The organism is Streptomyces sp. NPDC043685, assembly GCF_056436585.1.
This window is the reverse complement of sequence record NZ_JBWKCH010000006.1, coordinates 310,224-331,684: the sequence shown is the minus strand read 5'-3', so window position 1 is coordinate 331,684 and position 21,461 is coordinate 310,224. Positions and strand designations below refer to the sequence as shown.

Sequence of the window (21,461 nt, the reverse complement as noted above, 5' to 3'; positions counted from 1 at the left end):
AGGTGTGGCGACGCGTCCACGGCCGCGGTGCGGGCCTCGACGACTGGACACGGGGGGACACGGTGAGCCCTGAAACGGTGGTCACGCATTTCCTGTTCGCCTCCGCCCTGATTCTGGCGGTCGGCCATGGCGCCGGCTGGCTGGCCCAGCGGCTGAGGCAGCCCTACATCGTCGGCCAGCTGGCGGCGGGCATCGCCCTCGGCCCCTCGCTGCTCGGCAGTGCGGCACCGGATGCCTACACCGTGCTGTTCCCCCGGGAGATCGGCACCGCGCTGACCGGGCTCGCGCAGTTCGCCCTGGTGGTCTTCCTCTTCGCGGTCGGCTACGAGCTGGACCTGAAGATCCTCGGCGACCGGGCGCGCACGGTGGTGACGGTGGCGCTGGCGTCGTTCGTGGTGCCGATGGTGGTGGGCAGTGGCTGTGCGCTGCTGTTCCGGGAGCAGTTGCGCGAGCTGGACATGCCCGGGCTGACGGTCGGCATGGTGCTGTTCGCCGGGGTCGCCCTGTCCATAACGGCCGTACCCGTGCTGACGGCCATCGTGCGGGAGAACGACCTCGCCGACACGGTGCCGGGGATCCTCGCGGTGTCCGCGGCCGGACTGCTCGATGTGATCGGCTGGACGGTGCTGGCCGGGACGATGCTGGACGGCGACAGCGGGGAGCACGCGCTGGACTGGCGGGGGCGGGCGCTGATCGCGGCCGGGTTCGCCGTGCTGATGCTGCTGGTGGCCCGCCCGGCGCTGCGCAGGCTGCTGTGGCGCACCCGTACGGAGCCGTCCCTGCGGCTGGCGCTGCTCATCGGCTTCGCCTGCGCGTCGGCATCCGTCACCCAGTTCCTCGGGCTGCACGCCATCTGCGGTGCGCTGCTCGCCGGGATCGTCTGCCCGCGCGAGGACGACGGCACCCTCGACCCGGATCTGCTGCGGCCCCTGCACGTCGTCAGCTCGCTGCTGGTGCCGTACTTCTTCGTCTTCTCCGGGCAGTCCGTCACGCTGAACAACATGAACGCCACCGGGTGGCTCACCCTGCTGGTGGTGACGGTGCTCGCGGTGGTCACGAAGGTCGGCAGCGGCGCGGTGGCGGCCCGGCTGGGCGGACTGGACCGCGACGACGCGCGCACCGTGGGAGTCCTGCTGAGCGCCCGCGGCCTGACGGAGCTGATCGCGCTCAACGCCGGTTTCCAGGCAGGGCTGGTGAGCAGGCCGCTCTACACCGTGCTGGTCTTCATGGCCCTGGCCACGACGCTGCTCACCCAGCCCCTGCTGAACCTGGTCCGCCGCCTGTCGGACCACGAGCCGACCCGCGCCCCGGGGCGCCCGGAGGCGATCCCCGCGCACGACCCGCGCCCGGCCGACGGCGCGTCCAGCACGCCGGTGGTGGACGCGGGCTGACCGGCCCCGGGGTGGCCCGAGCGCCACCCCGGCCGGGGTCGCCCGCTACAGCGGCATCGGCGCCATGTCGCACTCGATCCGACGGCGCTGACGGGCCGCGAGCAGCCACGGGTGATCGGCGCGCACCACCCGGGCGAACCCGTCCGTCGCCCGGCGCTGGAGCTCGTCGGCCTCCGCGCCGCGCCCCAGGCCCCGCAGGTCGAGTCCGAGGTTGGCCATGCAGGCGAGTGTCAGCGGATGCTCCTCGCCGGCGATCTCGGTGAGCAGCTCCAGATTGGATTGATCGATCTCGTGCGCCCGTTCGAAGTCGACGCGCGCATAGGCCGTATTGGCCTGCCCGATGGCCACCGTCAGGGTGGTGACGTGCTGGGCACCCACCCCGTCCGCCAGCCGGCTCGCGGCGTCGTCCTCCAGCTCCTGGGCCTGCTCCAAGGCCCCCTGCGCGCGCAGGGTCGCGGCCAGGTTGGCCTTGGTCAGCAAGGTGTACGCGTGGTTCGCGCCGAGGCGCTGCTCGAAGCGCCGCAGCGTCACCTCCGCCAGCTGGCGGGAGCCCTCGAGGTCACCGGCGAGCCGCTGGTCGACGGAGACGTTGGTGGCCGACGACATGGCGTCGAAGTGGTCCGGGCCGTAGCGGGCGATGAAGCGCCGCAGCGTCTCCTCCGCGAGTTTGGCCGCCTCCGCGTGCGCCCCGTCACGGCGCCGGCACACCGCGAGGTTTCTGGCGACGCGCAGGGTCAGCGGATGCTCCTCGCCGAGTTCGCTGCGCGCCCTGCGGTAGGCGTCCTCCTGGAAGTCGCGGGCGCCGGGGTAGTCCCCGCTCTCGCGCATGTCGATGGAGAGCGCGTTGAGGGTGTTGAGGGTGAAGAAACTGGCCGGGCCGAACAGCAGTTCACGCTGCTGGGCGTTCTCCTGGTCGAGCGGCAGCGCGTCCTTGAACCGGCCGCACAGCCGCAGGGCCACGCCCCAGGCGTGGGTGGCGCGCAGGGTCATCGGGTCGTCCGGTCCGAACAGGGACCGGGCCAGCTCGGTGGCCTCCTGCGTCAGGGCCCGGGCTTCCTCGAACCGGCCCTGGTAGCCGCGGGCGTCGGCCATCTCGCAGAGCGAGTCGATGAGGTTCTCCGGGTCGATGTCCGTCCTGCGGGAGATCTCCAGCGCCTTCTCGGTGAGCGGAATGGACTCGGGGACCTGGCCGATCTGCCGCAGCAGGAACCCGAGGCTCTTCATCATCCGCAGGACGTGGACGTCCTCCTCGCCCGACGCCGCGATCCAGGCGCTCCAGGCCTGGCGGGCGAAGTCGGCGGCGCCGACGTGGTCGCCCCAGTAGTAGAGGAACCAGACGGTGTCGAAGACCAGCTCCCGCACATAGGTGTCGGTGCTGGTCACGGCCTGGGAGGTGAGCACGTGCGGCAACAGCGCCTGGTACGCGCGCCATTCGAGCGACGAGCCGTAGGGGCCCGGCTTGGCGGCGGACAGGAGCTGATGGGCGGCGTCCCGCATCCGCTCCCGCTCCTCGGTGCTCAGTTTGGCCAGGAGCACGGTCTGGAGCAGACGGTGCATCTGGAGGGTGTCGGAGCGTGGGTCGACCTTGACCAGGGAGAACTGGCTGAGGTCGCGGACGGCGCGGTTCAGTTTGATCGACTCGCGCAGCAGGGGGTCGACCTCGGGCGTCACATTGACGCCGCGGCTGCCGCGCAGCATCGACCGGGGAATGGGCTCGGGCGCCATGCTGGCGCAGATGTCGAGCAGCTGCCGCGCGCCCGGGTTGTTCTCCTTGATCCGCTCCAGCGAGATGTCCCAGGCGGCCGCGACGGAGACCGGGTAGTCGGGGGCCGGGTCGAGTTCGAGGATCTCGGGGCTGCGCTGCGCCAGCAGGTCCAGGTACTCGTCGACCTGCATGCCGGTGACCGCCCGCCAGGCTCCGGCCTGCTCGACCGCCAGCGGCAGGTCGCCCAGCGCCTCCGCGAGCCGGTCGGCGTCCTCGGTGGACAGGTCGGGCGACCGCTTCTGGAGCAGTTCGACCGATTCCTCTCGCTCGAACACGTTGACGGGCAACGAGGTGGCCACCCTCTCCCACGCGCGGTTCCGGGACGTGACGATGACCTTGCCCGGGCCGTTGGTCGGGAAGAACTGACGCACCGCCTCGACGTCTTCGGCGTTGTCGAAGACCAGCAGCCAGTTGTCGTAGGGCGACCCGCTGCGCAGGGCCTCCAGTACGGCCGGCACGGCGGTGTTGGCGGCGGGCGCTCCGAGGTCCTGCCCGGTGGGGGCGACGCCCAGCTGTGCCGCCAGCTGGGCCAGCGCGGCGAGGATGAGGCTCTCGCGCTCGGCGGGGATCCAGCAGATCACCCGGTAGTCGTGCTGGTGGGTGTAGACGTACTCCAGTGCCAGCTGTGACTTGCCGACGCCGCCGAGTCCGTGCAGGGCGTTGGGCAGCACCGCCGCGGTGTCCTGCGCCCCCAGCTGCTCCTCGACGGCACTCAGCAGCGCCTGCCGGCCGACGAACGAGGTGTTCCGCAGAGGAACGTTCACCAGGAGGGCGGGCGCTGACGAGGTCGTCATGGTGCTCGGCATGGGGGGCTCAGCCTCCGGAGGTTCTTGTGAGGTGACGTCGGATACCAGGGGTGGCACGGGAGGTTCTCCAGGTTCGTTGGGGGTGTTCGACGGTGGCAGACTTCCCGATCCGTCGGACAATCCCCCATGATCCGCTCGGTTCACCTCAGAGAGTGCAGGCTCGGACATTCCCGGACTCACTCGTTCGGTGGCACCGGGTCCGCGGGCCCGGGCCGGTCCGGGCTCGATGCGGCGGGCCCGCTCGGAGTACGGTCCCGAGAGCGCGCGCATCACGGCCAGCTCGCTGCGCACCCAGCCCTGCTCGGCCGCGTCGGGCAGCGTCGCGCCCATCGGGTCGCGCAGGGCGGCGCGCAGCGCGACCCCCCGGGCGCCGGCGGCGGGCAGTTCGCCCACCACGCTGACGGTGTGCGCGAGTTGGCTGCGGGTGGTGGTGGCGAGCAGTTCCTCGCGCACCCCGTCGGCGAACTCGGGGCGCCCCTCGCCGTCGCCGTCCCAGTCGATCAGCCCGCCCATCAGGATCTCGGCGAGGTGGTCAGGGCCGGTCTCCGGCATGGTGCGCCGCCGCAACTGCTCCACGAGGTCGAACTCGAAGGGAATGGCGGCGAGTTGGGTGGCCAGTCGCCGTGCGGCCGGGGTGGCGAGGGTGAAGAAGCGGCGCACGGCGGCCTTGGCGGCGCGCGGGAAGCGCGGGGCACGCAGCCCGGGCGCGGGCGAACCCTTGGTGAGGGTGCCGGCCAGCACGACCGGCAGGGCGCGGCGCACCCCGCGCTCCCCGGTGACGAGATCGGCCCAGGCGGAGAGCGAGCCGGGCTTCAGGGAGAGCACCGGCACGGGCACGGAACCGTCACCCGCGTCGGGCAGCGGCCGCAGCGGGTCGGGTCCGCCGGGCGGCGCCCAGTGCTCGAGTCCGTCGTTGGCGACACCGAATCCGCCCGCTTCCAGAACGGCCGGGTGGGGGTAGAGCGAGGTGCGGTGCCGCAGGTGCGGGGGCAGGAGGTGGACCAGGGCGGTGGGACCGGCGTGCGCGAGCCGGCCGAGCAGGTCGTCGGCGGCGGGCGCGGCCCAGCCGTGGGCGAGACCGTCGGTGACGACGAGGAAGACGCGGTCGCCGCGCCCGTCGAGCAGTTCGGCCGGGTCGGCGGCGGCCCGCCCGGTGGTCCAGCGCAGGGTGGCGGTCCCGGTGCGCGGCAGCTGCACCCGGACCGTCCGGACGGCCCGGAAGGCGCCGCTGTGCTCGGCTGCCCGGGTGAGGCGGGCGGTGGACTCGTCCCAGATGCGCAGGGTCGGGGCGTCGTCGACGAGCACGACCAGGTCGAAGGCGGCCGTCCGGGCGGGCCTGAGGAACGGCATCCACAGGCCGTCCACGACCCCCTGTTCGGCGGTGGTCTCCTCGTCGAGTTCCAGCGCCTCGCGGGTGGGAACGCGCCGGGCCAGCCGGTGCAGGGCACGGGCGTACAGGGCGGTGGTGCGACCCGGGGCCTGCCCGGAGTGGTCCTCGGCGGGCAGCAGGGGCCGTCCGAGGCGCAGGGTGAAGCGGCCCTCGGCGTCCGGTAACAGGCGGGCCGCGCCCATCGGTTCCGCGGGAGGGGCCCATCCGGCGGCCCACGGGCGCTCTCCGGGACCGTCCGGAGCAGCCGGGGCGGCGGGCGGGTGTGCGGCGTCGGGAGGCGTACCGGCGGGGTCGCGCCCGGCGGCCCGGGGCGAGTCCGGCGCCTCCGCCCGGTCCGGGTCCTCCGCGTCCCCTTCGGGCACGGGAGGCTGGGCGCGGGACGCCGCCTCCCGGTCCGGCACGAGACCCGGGGCGGAGGGGGCGGGGCCGCCGTGGCGGTTCCAGTGCGCGGCGAGCCAGACCGCGTCGGCGATGTCCTGCCAGCGCGGGGCGGGCGCCTCGGGGGTGTCCGGTACCGTCGCTCCGTGCTCTGCCGCCTGGTCGGCGGACTCGGGGAACGCCGACGGGGGCGACGACCCCGAAACGGGAAATCCGTCGCCGAGCCCGGATGCGTGCTCCCTGGGATAACCCTTCATTCAGCGGCCCTTCGCGAGGTCGCGCAGGAGCATTTCCACGAGCTTACGCCCGTCCCCGTCCGCCTGGAAACCACCCGTGGTAGTCATATGGACAGCGCTGAGTAGCTGGTCCAGGGAGTGGGTGCCACCGGACCGGACACTCCGGACGAACAGGTCGACCAGGCTTTCCGTGCCCGGGGGGCGCGTTCCGAGGTGCCCCTCGACCATGGCCAGCAGCTGCTCCCGGGTGGGGGTGCGCATCTCCAGCGGCAGACACCGCCGGCGGAAGGCCGCGGGGAATTCGCGTTCCCCGTTGCTGGTGATCACCACGACCGGGAACTCCCGGCACTCGACCCGCCCGTCGCCCACCTCGGCCCGGCCTCCGGGGTCACTGGTGTGGACGCTCGCGGTGTCCGCGGCGTCGCGCACCAGCTCGGGGACGTCATAGCTTCCGTTCTCCAGGACGTGCAGCAAGTCGTTCGGCAGGTCGATGTCGCTCTTGTCGAGCTCGTCGACGAGAAGCACCCGGGGACGATCGTAGGGCAGCAGCGCGGTCCCCAGGGGACCCAGCGTGATGAAGTCCCCCAAACGCGGGGGAAGTTGACGAGGTTTTTGAGAAAGCGCCGTGTTGACGCCCGCGTCGGCACCGGCGTCGTCCGGGTCCGGCTCCCAGGCCGTCGCGTGCCGCAGCCCGGCCCGCCAGGCGGCGATGGCCTGGGCCCGGCCCATGGCGTCGTGGGCGTAGAGGCCGTCGCGCAGGGTGGTGCGGCTGACGATGTTCCACTCCAGGACCCGGCCCAGGCCCAGCTCACGGGAGATGAGGTAGGCGAGGGTGGACTTGCCGACGCCGGGCGGGCCGGTGATCAGCAGCGGCCGGCGCAGCAGCAGGGCCGCGTTGACGATGTCGATCTCTTCCTCGCCCAGCTGCGGGGTGACGTCGCCCGGGCCCATGCGGCGCAGCGCGGCCTGCGGGTCGGCCGGCGGCACGGGCCGGGGCGGTCCGCCGCCGAACCGGCGCCAGGGCGGCGGCGCGGGCAGGGCCGGTGGTTCGGCGGGGGCACTGCCCGTGCCGTGGAAGATCCGCCAGCCGTTCGGGGCCGTCTGCTCCTGCGCGCTCATGCCGGTGCCTCCTCGCTGGCGAGATCGCCTGGGTCGGTGGGCTGGAAGTCGACGGGACGCGTCGGATCGTCCCAGAAAAACCCGATGTGTCTACCGAGGAGCTCTCCGGGCCCCCGGCCCTCGCTCTCGGCGTTCCGGCGCAGCAGGTGCACGGCGACCGGGATTCTCGCCGGGGTGGGCGCCGCGGCGAACAGGGCGGTCACCACCTCGCGGCGTTCTTCACGGAAGACACCTCTGCGGTCCCAGACGGCGATCCCTATCCCTTCCGCTATGGCGGCCTTGAGGGCCTCCAGGGCCAGAACGTCGGTCGGGGCGTCGAGCACCACCGCCGTATGCCGTGGTTCCCCGGCGAGGCCGGATTGCCACGCGCCGAGCCGGCGGCCGTCCGGTTCGCGCCACCCGTGCACCAGGACGCCGTCCTCGCGCAGGATTCGCCAGCGTTCCCGCCACTGGTCCCGCACCAGGGCGTCGTCCGTGCGCATCCGCTCCAGACTGCGCAGATGCACCCCGTACTTCAGACTGAGCGGGAGCGGCTGGCCGTCGCCGATCCGGAAGGTCAGACCCGCCACATCGTGGTTGAGGAGGTCGTACGGGAGGACGAACTCGATGTACGGCGGCGGCTGCCGGCGTCCACGGGGATCGGCGTCGCGGGGCGCCGACCAGAGGCGGGCGCCCTGCCGTAAGGCGCGCTGGACGGCCGTGCCGAGTTCGTCGAGCGTGGTCGTGGCGGGTTCGCCGGGCTGGGGGTTCCAGTGACCGGGGACGGTGTTGAGCCAGGGGCGGACGACGATCTCACCGGTGCCGTCCCGGGTCGGCTCCACGGCGACGACCAGGCAGCGCGGGATGTCCGGATCGCTCGTCACCGCGGCACGCGCCCGACGCCGTTCCTCCATCGCCCCGGTCAGACCGGCGCGCCGGGCCCAGTCCTCGGCCCAGCCGGCCAGGGCGGCGCGATGCGCGGGGCCTGCGGCGAGCCGGGCGGCGTGATCGACCAGGAGGACGGCCGGGGGCAGCCCGTCCGGCTGGACGTTGAAGTCCAGGACGTGGGCGAGGAGCTGCTCCGGGGTGAGTCCGGCGGGCAGGTCGAGCCCGTTGAGTTCCTCGACGAGGGCGTCGCGCAGCCGGGCCGCGGGCAGGTCGCCCTGGGCGAGGAGGGCGCGGGCGCCGGTCTCGTCGTCTCGGGTGAGGGGGCCGTGCAGGGCGGGGGGCGGGGCGGGGGCGAGCCACTGGGCGAGCAGCTGGTCGAGCTCGTCGCCCGCCGGGTCGCCCTCGAGGATCCGCACCACCTCGACCAGTACGCGCTCGCCGCCCGGCATGTTCAGCGCGGCGCGCACCAGCAGCACCACGTCCTCGCGCAACTTGACGCCGCGCAGGTCGATCTGACGTCCCAGCAGGTCTCCGAGGACGACACCGAAGTGCAGTCGCCCCTGGGCGTCCTCCATGCAGCCGAGGCCGCACAGGGCGTTGGTCAGCCCCAGCAGCAGCCGTAAGCCGTCCGCACGCCCGGATCCGCCATCGGGCTCGCCGAACCCCGCCTGTGTCTCCACCGACTTTCCCCCTGAGCCGGTACACCCGCCTGACCGACCAGCGAAGTTAGCACGGCAACCAGCGGTTAACCAGGGACGAATGGGAACGGAAGGGCGAGGTCCGGCCAGGAGCGCCCCAGGCGGGACAAGCCTGGCCGGAATCATTCGTGTCCGAGGTCAGAGTCTCGGGTCGACCGGCTCCGATTCCAGTGCCAGCACCCCGAACACCGCCTCGTGCACCCGCCACAGCGGTTCGCCCTCGGCCAGCCGGTCCAGGGCCTCCAGGCCCAGGGCGTATTCGCGGATGGCCAGGGACCGCTTGTGGTTGAGGAACCGTGAGCGCAGCCGGGCGAGGTTCTCCGGGCGCGTGTACTCCGGGCCGTAGATGATCCGCAGGTACTCGCGGCCGCGGCACTTGATGCCGGGCTGCACCAGGCGGCCCTGGCCGTCCCGGACCACCGCGCCGACCGGCTTGACGACCATGCCCTCGCCGCCGCGGCCGGTCATCTCCAGCCACCAGTCGACACCGGCCCGCACCGACTCCGGGTCGGCGGTGTCGACGTAGAGCCGCCGGGTGGTCTGCAGCAGGCCGCTGCCGTCGTGCTCGACGAGCCGGTCGAGCAGGGCGAGCTGCTCGTCGTGCGGCAGGGCGGTGAGACTGCGGCCCTGGACCGCGAGGATCTGGAACGGTGCCAGGCGCACACCGTCCAGGCCGTCCGTGGTCCAGCAGTAGCGGCGGTAGGCCTCGGTGAACGCGGCGGCGTCGGCGGCGCGTTCACCCGTGCGGGAGAGCAGGCCGGTCACGTCCACGCCGCGTTCCGCCGCGCCGCGCAGGGCGCCCAGCGCCCGCGGGAGCACCGCGCCGGACGCGGCGCCCACGGCGGCGTACTGCGACCGCAGCAGCCCGGACGCCTTCAGCGACCAGGGCATCAGCTCGGCGTCCAGCAGCAGCCAGTCCGTCTCCAGCTCGTCCCACAGGCCCGCCTCGTCGATCGCCGCGCGTACCCGGCCGAGGATCTCCTCGGTGAGCGCCTCGTCGTCGAGGAAGGGGCGGCCGGTGCGGGTGTAGAGCGACCCGGTCGGGCCTCCCCCACTCTCGGCTGCGCTCGAACGGGAGGTGCCCCCAACGCCGAAGCGCCTGCGCGCCGCGTCCGCGTCGCGGCACACCAGGGCCACCGCCCGCGAGCCCATGTGCTTCTCCTCGCACACGACCCGTGCGACACCGTCCTCCTTGTACTGGGCGAAGGCCTCCTCGGGGTGCTCCAGGTAGCCCTCCACGTGCGAGGTGGCCGTCGGGGCCATGGTCGGCGGCAGGTACGGCAGCAGCCGCGGGTCGACCGCGAAGCGGCTCATGACCTCCAGGGCCGCCGCGGCGTTCTCCTCGCGGATGGTGACGCGGCCCTGGTGCCGGGTCTCGACGGCCCTGCGGCCCCGCACGTCCGCCAGGTCCAGCGGCCGGCCGTCCTGCCCGCCGGGCGCCTCGGTGAGCAGCGGCTTCGCCGGCTCGTACCAGACCCGCTCCGCCGGTACGTCGGCCAGCTCGCGCTCCGGCCAGCGCAGCGCGGTGAGCTTGCCGCCGAAGACGGCACCGGTGTCCAGGCAGATGGTGTTGTTGAGCCAGGTCGCCTCCGGCACCGGGGTGTGGCCGTAGACGACGGCGGCCCGGCCCCGGTAGTCCTCCGCCCAGGGGTAGCGCACCGGCAGGCCGAACTCGTCGGTCTCCCCGGTGGTGTCGCCGTACAGGGCGTGGCTGCGGACCCGGCCGGAGGTGCGGCCGTGGTACTTCTCGGGCAGACCGGCGTGGCAGACGACCAGCCGGCCGCCGTCGAGGACGTAGTGGCTGACGAGTCCGTCGAGGAACTGCCGTACCTCGGCGACGAACTCCTCGCTCTCGCCCGCCATCTGCTCGATGGTCTCGGCGAGGCCGTGGGTGTGCTGGACGTTGCGGCCGCGCAGGTAGCGGCCGTACTTGTTCTCGTGGTTGCCGGGCACGCACAGGGCGTTGCCGGACTTCACCATGGCCATCACGCGGCGCAGCACGCCGGGGCTGTCCGGGCCGCGGTCGACCAGGTCGCCGACGAAGACGGCCGTGCGGCCCTCGGGGTGGACGCCGTCGACGTAGCCCAGCTTGGCCAGCAGCGCCTCCAGTTCGGCGGAGCAGCCGTGGATGTCGCCGATGATGTCGAACGGGCCGGTGAGGTGGGTCAGGTCGTTGAAGCGCTTCTCGGTGACGACCGTGGCGTGCTCGATCTCGTCGACGCCGCGCAGGACGTGCACCTTGCGGAAGCCCTCGCGCTCCAGGTGCCTCAGGGAGCGGCGCAGTTCGCGGGTGTGGCGGCCGATGACCCGGCGGGGCATGTCGGCGCGGTCGGTGCGGGCCGCGTTGCGCTCGGCGCACACCTCCTCGGGCACGTCGAGCACGATGGCTATCGGCAGCACGTCGTACCGCTTGGCCAGGTCGATCAGCTGACGGCGGGCGTCGGACTGCACGCTGGTCGCGTCCACGACGGTGCGGCGGCCGGCGGCCAGGCGTTTGCCCGCGATGTAGTGCAGGACGTCGAAGGCGTCCTTGGTGGCGCTCTGGTCGTTCTCGTCGTCCGAGACCAGGCCGCGGCAGAAGTCGGACGAGACGACCTCGGTGGGCTTGAAGTGCTTGCGGGCGAAGGTGGACTTGCCGGAGCCGGTGGCGCCGATCAGCACCACCAGGGACAGGTCGGTGACGGGCAGCACGCGCCCTCGCTGTGTGTCGGTCATGCCGCCTTCGCCTCCTTCGGGCTGGTCATCGTGAACACGGCCATCTGGGTGGGCGGCCCCACCTCCGGGTCGTCGGGGCCAACGGCGACGAACTCGACGCCGTAGCCGTGCCGTTCTGCGACCACCTCCGCCCAGGCGCGGAACTCCTCGCGGGTCCACTCGAAGCGGTGGTCGCCGTGCCGGACGTGGCCGGCCGGGAGGGACTCCCAGCGCACGTTGTACTCGACGTTCGGGGTGGTCACGAGGACCGTGCGCGGGCGCGCGGAGCCGAACACCGCGTACTCCAGGGCGGGCAGCCGCGGCAGGTCGAGGTGCTCGATCACCTCGCTGAGCACGGCGGCGTCGTAGCCCTTGAGCCGGGCGTCGGTGTACGCCAGGGAGCCCTGGAAGAGCTGGACACGGGAGGCCTGCCGCTCGCCCATGCGGTCCAGCTTGAGGCGCCGGGAGGCGATGGTGAGCGCGCGCATCGAGACGTCCACACCGACGATCTCGGTGAAGGCCGGGTCCTCGAGCAGGGTCTGCACCAACTGGCCCTGCCCGCAGCCCAGATCGAGGACCCGGGCGGCACCGGACGTGCGGAGCGCCGTGACGATCGCCTCGCGGCGCTGTACGGCCAGCGGCGTCGGCTTCTCCTCGGTCTCGGTCTCCGCCTCGACGGCGTTGTCGATCTCCTCGACCGCGCTGTCGTCGGCCTCGGCGAGCCGCACCAGTTCCAGACGCTCGGTGGCCTGCCGGGTCAGCGACCAGCGGCGCGAGAGGTAGCGGCTGGTGATCAGCCGCTGCTCGGGGTGGCCGGGCAGCCAGCCCTCGCCGGCGCGCAGCAGTTTGTCGACCTCGTCGGGGGCGACCCAGTAGTGCTTGGCGTCGTCGAGGACAGGGAGCAGGACGTAGAGGTGGCGCAGGGCCTCGGCGAGGGTGAGCGTGTCCGCTTCCAGGACGAGGCTCACGTAGCGCGAGTCGCCCCACTCGGGGAACGCGGTGTCCAGCGGCACGGGTTCGACGGCGGCGGTCCAGCCGAGCGGCTCGAAGAGCGCCCGCACCAGGTCGGGGCCGCCCCGGGCGGGCAGGGCGGGCACCTCGACGCGCAGCGGCCTGGCCTGGCCCGGGAGCTCCGGCCTGGCGTGGCAGACGCCCTTCATGGCGCTGGAGAGGACGCTGCTCAGCGCCACGGCGAGCAGGGAGGAGGCCGCGTAGGGGCGGTCGTTGACGTACTGCGCCAGGGCCGCGTCCGGGGCGCCGCCGCGGCCCTTGCCCTTGCCGCGCCTGACCAGTGCCACCGCGTCGACCTCCAGCAGCAGCGCCGCCGTGCAGCGCTGGGCTTCCGCCTCGGGGTAGAGGACGTGGGCCGTGCCGTAGGAGGTGGAGAACGCCTGCGCCTTGTCGGGATGCTTGTGCAGCAGGTAGCCGAGGTCGGTGGCGGGGCGTTCCGGGGTGCCGGTGGTCGTGATCGTCAGGAACATGCGGAGGGCCTCTCCGGCTGGGTGGACGGTTTCGCCGCCGTGCGTGCGCGGGCCCCCGGGACGGTGATCCCGGGGGCCCGGCAGGACGACGCCCACAGCTTCGCACACCCGTGCCCACCAGCGCCTTCGTTTATCGAGGGCGCCCGGGGCCGCTAGGAGAGCTGCGACTGCACCTGCGCGGAGATGAGCTCCAGGTGGTCGAGGTCGTCGAGGTCGAGGACCTGGAGGTAGATACGGCTCGCACCGATCTCGGCGTAGCGGCCGATCTTGTCGACGACCTCGGCCGGGGAGCCGGCCAGGCCGTTGAGCCTCAGCTCGTCGACCTCGCGGCCGATCGCGGCGGCCCGGCGGGCGACCTCCGCCTCGTCCCGGCCGACGCAGACGACGAGGGCGTTGGAGTAGGTCAGCTCGTCGCCGCGGCCGGCTTCCTCGGCGGCGGCGCGCACGCGGGCGAACTGGCGCTCGCTGTCCTCGACGGAGGCGAACGGCATGTTGAACTCGTCGGCGTACTTGGCGGCCAGCCGCGGGGTGCGGGTGGGCCCGTGGCCGCCGACGAGCACCGGGATCTTCTCCTGGGCCGGCTTGGGCAGCGCGGGAGAGTCCGTGAGGTCGTAGTGGGCGCCGTGGAAGTCGAAGGTCTTGCCGGGGGCCGTGCCCCACAGGCCGGTGACGATCTCCAGCTGCTCTTCGAGCCGGGCGAACTTCTCCTTGGGGAAGGGGATGCCGTAGGCCTTGTGCTCCTCCTCGAACCAGCCCGCGCCGAGGCCGAGTTCGACCCGGCCGCCGGACATCTGGTCGACCTGGGCGACCTGGATGGCGAGCACGCCGGGCAGCCGGAAGGTACCCGCGGTCATCAGGGTGCCGAGCCGGATGCGCTTGGTCTCGCGGGCGAGTCCGGCCAGGGTGATCCAGGCGTCGGTGGGGCCGGGCAGGCCGTCCACGTTGCCCATGCGGAGGTAGTGGTCGGAGCGGAAGAAGGCGTCGAAGCCGAGGTCCTCGGTGGCCTTGGCGACGGTGAGCAGAGTGTCGTAGGTGGCCCCCTGCTGGGGCTCGGTGAAGATGCGCAGATCCATACGTCCATCCTGCACGCCGGGGTGCGCGATCAGGAGGTCGCCTCCCCCGGACCGGCCGCCCCGGGGTACGGGATCAGCAGGCCGCCGCCTCCGGACCGGCCGCCCCGGGGCGCGCGATCAGGAGGCCACTTCCCGCGGGCCGGTCACCCTGGGGTGCGCGATCGGGCGGCCGTCTCCCGCCGACCGGGCGCTCCCCGGTCGGGTGAAATTACGTCCATACCGCCGGAGGCGGCTGACCGGGCCAGTGACCGGCCCCGGCGGTGATCGTTGGCTCGGGCGGAGCCGGAGCCCCCGGCTTCCGCACCGGGGGGTGGACCGCCGGAGCGTCACCCGCGTCGGCCTCCCCGGGGGCCGGGGGCCGAGGAGGCCGTCATGTCCGAAGAGACCGTGCCGCAGCAGGGCGGGACCGGGCAGCCGAAAGGGCTGTTGCAGCAGATGGAGGAGCTGATGGCGGCGTTGAACGCGGACCTGTCGGCGCTGGACGCCGATCTCCAGGCGGCGGGGGACGCCGAGCGCGGGGTCGTAGAGGAGGGGCAGGCGGGATAGAAGGGCCGCGCCGGACCCTGCCCGCGCCGCGCCCCGCCCGGTACGCCCCCAGGACGCCTCCCTACCCCGCTTCGCGCTCCGGCAGGGTCTGTTCCCGGTCGGCGAGTTTGCGGAGCATTTCCAGGACGCGGTCGCGGGACTCGTCCGCCGCGTCGATGGCCTCCATGCACTGCCAGTACGTGCCCTCGTCGGCGGCGGCGCTGGCCAGGGCGACCAGCGCGATGCCGACCTCGCCGAGGAGGCCGCCGAGGTACATCAGGGTGTGACGGGCCTCGCCCAGTTCGGTGAGCTGGCCCGCCCGCAGCTCGCCGGGGGCCAGTTCCGGCGGGTCGAGGACACCGCAGCCCCGGCCCGCCAGCTCCGTCAACCCCAGTGCCTCGCCCCGCAGTTCGGGCGGTCCGGCGACCGCGAGGCGGCTTCCTATCGCCTGCGCGAGGGCCTGCGCCTGCCACACCTCGGCCAGGGTCTCCCGCGCGTCGCCGCCCGCCGCCAGGGACCGCCTGCTCGTCACGATGAGCCGCACCGCGTCCATGCGCTGCCCCCGTCTTGTCCGACGCGCCGCGCGCGTCCGTCTGCCCGCACTCCCTAGTTCACTACCCAGAGTGAGAGGGCGTGAGACGAAAAGCCAGAGGAAGACGGAAATCTGCGGACAACAATTCGGATTCGGACGGCATTTCGGTTACTCAGCGTACAAGTGGAGTGTGTGGCTCCATGCGGCGGGGCCGAGGGGCTAGAGCGGGAACCTCCGTTCGTTCCGGTCGATCTTCGCGGCCAGGGCGGCCAGCGGATCGACGCCGAGCACCTCGCACAGCTGGAGCAGATACGCGAGCACGTCGGCGACCTCGTCGTTGACGCGGTGCGCGGTGTCCGGGTCGGCCATGACCCGGGCCGACTCCTCGGGCGTCAACCACTGGAAGATCTCGACCAGTTCGGACGCCTCCACACTGAGGGCGGCGGCCAGGTTCTTGGGGGTGTGGTACGGCTGCCAGTTCCGCGCGGCGGCGAACTCGGCCAGCCGGCGTTGCAATGCCGCCACGTCCAGGGGTTCGTCGCGGGGGCCGGGCTGCGGTGCGTCGAGTGGATCAGTCACGGTCCAGGTGTACCACCGTGACCCCGTCCGTCCCGGCGGCCCAGGAGGGGTCGCTGACCGCTCCGACCAGCCGGATGTGCCCCCGTGCGCACATCCGGGCCGCCACGTCCAGCAGTTCCCGTCGCTGGCGTGGGTCCAGATCCCGGTCGAAACCGTCGGCGAGCACGGTGAGCGTCTGGAGCGCGGCGGGCACCTCGCCGGCCGGGTCGACCTCCAGCACTCCCGGTCCGGTGAAGAGCACCAACGCGAGCGCGAGGTAGCGCAGTTCGCCACGGCCGAGCCGCCCCAGATCCGTGCGGAAGCCGTTGCCCCGGTCGACGGCGGCGGTGACGGACCCGGTCCCGTCGAGCCGGGCCAGCACGTCCGCCACCGGTCCCGCGCACCCCGCCCGCACCGCCGCCACGAACTGCGCGTGCCGCCGTCCGCACTCGGCGCGGGTGCGCCACAGCACGTCGGCGAGGTTGCCGCAGCCGCCCAGCAGCCGGCCGGATCCGGACGCCACCGGGCCGCGCATGCGGGCGGGTTCGGGGTCGCAGGCGAACGCCGAGCGCAGGGCGACGACCATCTGCTCGGCGGCGGCCAGCACCCTGCGCTGCCCGGGTGTCCCGCCCGCGACGCGCAGCGGCAGCAGGGGCGTGCCGAGCCGGTCGTCCGGGAGCGGCCCGCGGGTCACCGGTGCCGGTCCGGCCGTGTGCCAGGCGGCCTGCACGGCGCGCTTGCCCGGGTCGCGCAGGGCGGTCTCCAGCAGGACCTGCCCGTCCGCCGACAACCGCTCGCCCACGACGCGCAGTTCGGGCTCGGCCTGCACGGCCACGTCGAGCCGGACCGGTCCGGCGGGGCCGTCGGCCGTGCAGCCGATGCGAAAGCCCCGGCGGCGCTGGGCGTCGGGCCGGGCCCGTTCCGGTACGCAGGCGACGGGGTCGGGGAACACCGCGCCGAGCACGGCGCCGCCCCCGAGCCGGGCCAGGGCCTCGTACGCCCGCAGCGCGCTGGTCTTGCCGCAGCCGCTGGGACCGGCCAGCAGGGTGAGGGGCCCGAGCGGGAACGCGGCGCGACGGTGGGTGGTGAAGGCGGCCAGACGCAGTTCGGTGATGCGGGGGCGGCCGGGGAGGGCGGGCTGGGTCATGCCCGGACGGTAGGGCTCCACCGGCAGGACGAACCGTTCCGTCTCCGAGGCTTCCTACGATCGGGCTACGGCCCGCCCAGGGATCATCTGCGCGATCACTCTTGCGGTCATCCGGCGGTCACATCCCGGGAAGCCCCGCCCCCTCCATCAGCCCGGTCACCTCGGTCCCCGCCGGCGTCAGCAGGAAGACGTTGCGATCCACCCGGTGCATACCGCTCGCCAGGCCGAAGACGACGCCGGTGCTGAAGTCGAGGACCCGCTTGGCGACCTCCGTCTCCGCGCCGGTGAGGTCGAGGAGGACCGGGACGCCCGCCATCAACCGCTCGGCGACGTCCCGCGCGTCGGCGAAGACGTTGACGCGCAGGACGACGAAACGGCGGCGGGTCTGCGTCTCGGCCTCGGGTATGGACCGGTGGCCGACGGAGGACGGCCAGGTGTCCCGGCCTCGCAGCGGTACGACCTGGGCGAGCCCCTCCCACTGTTCGTCGGTGACATCGTGGCTGCTCACCGGCATGCTCCGTCCTGGGTCGCGCTCGCTGTCTGCATCGGGCAATTCTTGCGCAGAGTCACCCGTTCGGCCCAACAGCGACACGCTCCGCCACCTCGATGCACCTCACAACGGCCGGAAGGCGGCTGTGTGACGGGCGTAACCCCTGGTGATCAAGCCGTGTGACGCAGGCGTAACGGGCGATTCGTACCGTCGGGGCATGACCACGACCCCCGGGAGCCGGCCGGACACGCGGCAGGTGCGCACCGTCTGCTCGTACTGCGGTGTCGGCTGCGGTCTCGTGCTCGACGTGGGGGCGGGCCCGGACGGGCGGCGGACGGTGCTGAAGGCCTCCGGCGACAAGGCGCATCCGGCGAACGCGGGGCGGCTGTGCACCAAGGGCGCGACGACGGCGGACATGCTGGCCGCGCCCGGCCGGCTGACCGGCGCGCTGGTGCGCGACGACCGGGGCGAGGAGCCGGTCCCGGTGCCGGTGGCCGACGCGATCGCCGGGACGGCGGCGCGGCTGCGCTCGATCGTCGACGAGCACGGGCCGGACGCGGTCGCCTTCTATGTCTCCGGGCAGATGAGTCTCGAGGCGCAGTACCTGGCGAACAAGCTGGCCAAGGGGTTCGTGGGGACGAACCTGATCGAGTCCAACTCGCGGCTGTGCATGGCGAGCGCGGGCACCGGCTACAAGCTGTCGCTGGGCGCGGACGGGCCGCCCGGGTCGTACGAGGACTTCGACCGGGCGGACGCCTTCCTCGTGATCGGGTCGAACATGGCCGACTGCCATCCGATCCTCTACCTGCGCATGACGGAACGGGTGAAGGCCGGCGCCAAGCTGATCGTCGTCGATCCGCGGCGGACCGCGACCGCCGCGAAAGCCGATGTGTTCCTCCAGGTCCGGCCGGGGACCGATCTCGCGTTGCTGAACGGCCTGCTGCGCCTGCTGTACGACGGCGGCCATGTGGACGAGGAGTTCGTCGCCGCGCACACCGAGGGCTGGGAGTCCCTGCCCGCGTTCCTCGCCGACTACGACCCGGCCACCGTCGCCCGGATCACCGGCGTCGCCGAGGACGACCTGCGCGAGGCGGCCCGGATCATCGGCGCGGCGGGCGGGCGGTGGATGAGCTGCTGGACCATGGGCCTGAACCAGTCCACCCACGGCACCTGGAACACCAACGCCCTGGTCAACCTGCATCTGGCCACGGGAGCGATCTGCCGCCCCGGGGCCGGGCCGTTCTCCCTGACCGGGCAGCCCAACGCCATGGGCGGGCGCGAGATGGGGTACATGGGACCGGGGCTGCCGGGGCAGCGCTCGGTGCTCGTCGACGAGGAGCGGGCGTTCACCGAGGAGGTGTGGGAGCTGCCGCCGGGGACGCTGCGGTCCGACGGGGCCGGACAGGGCACCGTCGACATGTTCCGGCGGATGGCCGACGGGGAGATCAAGGCCTGCTGGATCATCTGCACCAACCCGGTCGCCTCGGTCGCCAACCGCCGTACGGTGATCGAGGGCCTGGAGGCCGCCGAGTTCGTCGTCACGCAGGACGTGTTCGCCGACACCGAGACCAACGCGTACGCCGATGTCGTCCTGCCCGGCGCGATGTGGACCGAGGCGGAGGGTGTCTTCGTCAACAGCGAGCGCAACCTCACCCTGACCCGGGCCGCCGTGGACCCGCCCGGGGAGGCGATGGCCGACTGGCGGATCATCGCGGAGGTGGCGTGCGCCATGGGGTACGAGAAGGGGTTCTCGTACGACAGTGCCGAGCAGGTCTTCGAGGAGATCCGGCGGTTCCGGAACCCCCGGACCGGGTGGGATCTGAGCGGGGTCACCTACGAGCGGCTGCGCGAGACGCCCGTGCAGTGGCCCGCGGCGCGGGAGGACGGACCGGCGCGCAATCCGATCCGGTACGTCGGTGAGGAGGGGCTGCGCTTCCCGACGGCGTCGGGGCGGGCGGTGTTCTTCGCGCGGCCGCATCTGCCCGCCGCCGAACTGCCCGACGACGACTACCCGTTCGTGCTCAACACCGGGCGGGTGCAGCACCAGTGGCACACGCTCACCAAGACCGGGAAGGTCGCCAAGCTCACCAAGCTGAATCCCGGGCCGTTCGTGGAGCTGCATCCCGGGGACGCCTCGGCGCTCGGCGTCGCCGAGGGTGACCTCGTCGAGGTGGCCTCGCGGCGCGGGCGGGCGGTGCTGCCCGCGGTGGTCACGGACCGGGTGCGGCCCGGGTGCTGTTTCGCGCCGTTCCACTGGAACGACCTGTTCGGCGAGTACCTGAGCGTCAACGCGGTGACGAACGACGCGGTGGATCCGCTGTCGTTCCAGCCGGAGTTCAAGGTGTGCGCGGTGTCGCTGGCGAAAGTGGCGTCCGCGGCGCCCGCGCCGCAGGCCCCGGTCCTGACGCCCACGGCGGTGGCGCCGGGCACCGCGGACCCCTTCGGCCTCGAACCCTCCCCTCCCCCGGTGCTCTCCGCCCAGGAGCGCCGGTACCTCACCGGCTTCCTCGCCGGGCTCGGCGCGGGCGCCCCCGGGGTGCCGGTGCTGCCGCCGGACGCGCCCTTCTCCCCGGAGCACGCGCTGTGGGTGAACGGCGTCCTGGCCGGCATGTACTCGCGGACGGGGACGGCGGCGCCGCAGGAGAGGCCCGGACGTGAGGTCGTCGTGCTGTGGGCCTCGCAGACCGGGAACGCGGAGGAGTTCGCCACCGCCGCCGCCGAGCGGCTGACCTCGACCGGGCACCGTACGACGCTGCTCGGCATGGACGACGCCGACGTCACGACGCTCGCCCGCACGGCGGACCTGCTGTTCATCACGAGCACCTTCGGCGACGGCGACGCGCCCGACAACGGCTCGGGCTTCTGGGACGCGCTCAGCGGCGAGCGGGCCCCGCGGCTGGACGGGGTGCGGTACGCGGTGCTGGCCCTCGGCGACTCCTCGTACGACGACTTCTGCGGGCACGGGCGGCGGCTGGACGCGCGCCTCGACGAGCTGGGCGGGGTGCGGCTGGCCCCGCGCACGGACTGCGAGCCGGACTTCGAGCCGTCCGCCGGGCAGTGGCTCGACCAGGTCCTCTCGGCGCTCGGCGGCACGGCTGCCGCACCCGCGGCCGAACCCAGGGCCAGGCCGAAACCCCTCACCACGGCCCGGCTCGTCGGCAACCGGCTGCTCAGCGGGGCCGGAGCGGGCAAGGAGGTCCGGCGGTTCACCTTCGACACGAGCGGGACGGACCTGTCCTACGAGGCCGGTGACGCGCTCGGGGTGCGGCCGGTCAACGCGCCCGCGCTCGTGGAGGAGTGGCTCGCGGTGACCGGCGTGGACGCCGGGGCGGCCGTACCGGTCGACGGGGTCGGGGAGGTGCCGTTCGGGGAGGCGCTGCACCGGCATCTCGACATCACCCGGATCACCCCCGACCTGCTGCGCTTCGTGGCCGAACGCGCCCGGGACCGGCATGAGTTGCGCAGGCTGCTGCGGCCCGACAACAAGGACGGGCTGGCGCAGTGGAGCTGGGGGCGGCAGGCCGTGGACGTGCTCGCCGAGTACGCGGTGCGGGCGAGCGCCGAGGAGTGGGCCGGGGTGCTGCGCAGGCTCCAGCCGCGGCTGTACTCCATATCGTCCAGCCCGCTGGCCGACCCCCACCGGGTGTCGTTGACGGTGTCCGTGGTGCGGTACGAGAACCGGCACGGCCGGGCGCGCGGCGGGGTCTGCTCGCCGTTCCTCGCGGACGCCGAACCGGACACGCAGGTGCCGGTGTTCGTGCAGCGCTCGCCGCATTTCCGTCCCCCGGCCGACGCCTCCACACCGATGATCATGGTCGGCCCCGGCACCGGCGTGGCGCCCTTCGTCGGCTTCCTCCAGGAGCGGCGGGCGCTCGGCCACCGGGCCCCCAACTGGCTGTTCTTCGGCGAGCAGCACCGGGCGACGGACTTCTACTACGAGGACGAACTGACGGCGCTGCTCGCCGAGGGCACCCTCACCCGGCTGGACACCGCGTTCTCCCGGGACCAGCGCAACAAGGTGTACGTGCAGGACCGGATGCGCGAGCACGGGCCGGAGCTGTGGCACTGGCTGCGCGACGGGGCCCGCTTCTACGTCTGCGGCGACGCCTCCCGGATGGCGAAGGACGTGGACCGTGCGCTGCGGGAGATCGCGATGACGCACGGCGGGCTGGGCGAGACGGAGGCGGCGGTGTTCGTGAAGCAGCTGGCGGCGGAGAAGCGGTACGTGCGGGACGTGTACTGACCCGCCGCCGGGCAGCCGACGGGCCGCTTACCGGGTCCACACCGGAATCTTCACCTCCGTCCGGGCCC

The 21,461-nt window shown here is 73.2% G+C and carries 13 protein-coding genes; 3 read left to right on the top strand and 10 right to left on the bottom strand.

Annotated features, from left to right (window positions below; genetic code table 11):
• Positions 1–62 precede the first annotated feature (62 nt).
• Positions 63–1,391, top strand: coding sequence for a cation:proton antiporter (locus AC0665_RS21420; RefSeq protein WP_478604210.1), 1,329 nt, complete (start codon positions 63–65; stop codon positions 1,389–1,391).
• 45 nt (positions 1,392–1,436) lie between these two features.
• On the opposite strand, the gene fxsT is transcribed toward AC0665_RS21420, so the two are convergent.
• The 6 genes from fxsT to AC0665_RS21390 form a co-directional block, all read right to left on the bottom strand.
• A complete protein-coding gene (gene fxsT / locus AC0665_RS21415) occupies positions 1,437–5,987 on the bottom strand; it encodes an FxSxx-COOH system tetratricopeptide repeat protein (RefSeq protein WP_478604213.1) in 4,551 nt (1,516 codons plus the stop codon).
• Complete coding sequence (locus AC0665_RS21410; protein WP_478604216.1) at positions 5,988–7,085, bottom strand: AAA family ATPase; 1,098 nt, start codon at positions 7,083–7,085, stop codon at positions 5,988–5,990. It lies immediately after the preceding gene.
• Positions 7,082–8,632: a VMAP-C domain-containing protein gene (locus AC0665_RS21405; protein WP_478604219.1), complete on the bottom strand. Its 1,551-nt coding sequence runs from the start codon at positions 8,630–8,632 to the stop codon at positions 7,082–7,084. Before AC0665_RS21405 ends, AC0665_RS21410 begins: the two co-directional genes overlap by 4 nt.
• A gap of 156 nt (positions 8,633–8,788) precedes the next feature.
• Positions 8,789–11,365, bottom strand: a complete 2,577-nt coding sequence (locus AC0665_RS21400; RefSeq protein WP_478705584.1) for a polynucleotide kinase-phosphatase — start codon at positions 11,363–11,365, stop codon at positions 8,789–8,791.
• Positions 11,362–12,825: a 3' terminal RNA ribose 2'-O-methyltransferase Hen1 gene (locus AC0665_RS21395; protein WP_478705583.1), complete on the bottom strand. Its 1,464-nt coding sequence runs from the start codon at positions 12,823–12,825 to the stop codon at positions 11,362–11,364. Before AC0665_RS21395 ends, AC0665_RS21400 begins: the two co-directional genes overlap by 4 nt.
• 152 nt (positions 12,826–12,977) lie before the next feature.
• Positions 12,978–13,898, bottom strand: a complete 921-nt coding sequence (locus AC0665_RS21390) for an LLM class F420-dependent oxidoreductase (RefSeq protein ID WP_468402750.1) — start codon at positions 13,896–13,898, stop codon at positions 12,978–12,980.
• A 372-nt stretch (positions 13,899–14,270) separates the two neighbouring features.
• Here AC0665_RS21390 and AC0665_RS21385 point away from each other — a divergent pair, with 372 nt between their 5' ends.
• Positions 14,271–14,444, top strand: a complete 174-nt coding sequence (locus AC0665_RS21385; RefSeq protein WP_350709086.1) for a hypothetical protein — start codon at positions 14,271–14,273, stop codon at positions 14,442–14,444.
• 61 nt (positions 14,445–14,505) lie between these two features.
• On the opposite strand, the gene AC0665_RS21380 is transcribed toward AC0665_RS21385, so the two are convergent.
• The 4 genes from AC0665_RS21380 to AC0665_RS21365 all read right to left on the bottom strand — a co-directional run bounded on the left by AC0665_RS21380 (position 14,506) and on the right by AC0665_RS21365 (position 17,174).
• Positions 14,506–14,976 carry a DUF6099 family protein gene (locus AC0665_RS21380; RefSeq protein WP_363122399.1) on the bottom strand — a complete coding sequence of 157 codons (471 nt, stop codon included), beginning with the start codon at positions 14,974–14,976 and terminating at the stop codon, positions 14,506–14,508.
• Between the two features lie 198 nt (positions 14,977–15,174).
• Positions 15,175–15,534, bottom strand: a complete 360-nt coding sequence (locus AC0665_RS21375) for a nucleotide pyrophosphohydrolase (RefSeq protein ID WP_468631529.1) — start codon at positions 15,532–15,534, stop codon at positions 15,175–15,177.
• Positions 15,527–16,660, bottom strand: coding sequence for an AAA family ATPase (locus tag AC0665_RS21370; RefSeq protein WP_478705582.1), 1,134 nt, complete (start codon positions 16,658–16,660; stop codon positions 15,527–15,529). The genes AC0665_RS21375 and AC0665_RS21370 overlap by 8 nt, the downstream gene beginning before the upstream one ends.
• 118 nt (positions 16,661–16,778) lie before the next feature.
• The gene (locus AC0665_RS21365) at positions 16,779–17,174 is read right to left on the bottom strand and encodes a cell division protein SepF (protein WP_478705581.1); all 396 of its coding nucleotides are present in this window, start codon (positions 17,172–17,174) and stop codon (positions 16,779–16,781) included.
• Between the two features lie 193 nt (positions 17,175–17,367).
• Between AC0665_RS21365 and AC0665_RS21360 the strand changes: the two genes are divergently transcribed.
• Positions 17,368–21,393 carry a molybdopterin-dependent oxidoreductase gene (locus AC0665_RS21360; protein ID WP_478705580.1) on the top strand — a complete coding sequence of 1,342 codons (4,026 nt, stop codon included), beginning with the start codon at positions 17,368–17,370 and terminating at the stop codon, positions 21,391–21,393.
• Positions 21,394–21,461 lie beyond the last annotated feature (68 nt).

Coding starts and splice junctions, on each gene's coding strand:
- AC0665_RS21410 (WP_478604216.1), bottom strand. CDS start 7,085: ATGAGCGCGCAGGAGCAGACGGCCCCGAACGGCTGGCGGATCTTCCAC.
- fxsT (WP_478604213.1), bottom strand. CDS start 5,987: ATGAAGGGTTATCCCAGGGAGCACGCATCCGGGCTCGGCGACGGATTT.
- AC0665_RS21390 (WP_468402750.1), bottom strand. CDS start 13,898: ATGGATCTGCGCATCTTCACCGAGCCCCAGCAGGGGGCCACCTACGAC.
- AC0665_RS21385 (WP_350709086.1), top strand. CDS start 14,271: ATGTCCGAAGAGACCGTGCCGCAGCAGGGCGGGACCGGGCAGCCGAAA.
- AC0665_RS21395 (WP_478705583.1), bottom strand. CDS start 12,825: ATGTTCCTGACGATCACGACCACCGGCACCCCGGAACGCCCCGCCACC.
- AC0665_RS21380 (WP_363122399.1), bottom strand. CDS start 14,976: ATGGACGCGGTGCGGCTCATCGTGACGAGCAGGCGGTCCCTGGCGGCG.
- AC0665_RS21400 (WP_478705584.1), bottom strand. CDS start 11,365: ATGACCGACACACAGCGAGGGCGCGTGCTGCCCGTCACCGACCTGTCC.
- AC0665_RS21360 (WP_478705580.1), top strand. CDS start 17,368: ATGACCACGACCCCCGGGAGCCGGCCGGACACGCGGCAGGTGCGCACC.
- AC0665_RS21370 (WP_478705582.1), bottom strand. CDS start 16,660: ATGACCCAGCCCGCCCTCCCCGGCCGCCCCCGCATCACCGAACTGCGT.
- AC0665_RS21365 (WP_478705581.1), bottom strand. CDS start 17,174: ATGCCGGTGAGCAGCCACGATGTCACCGACGAACAGTGGGAGGGGCTC.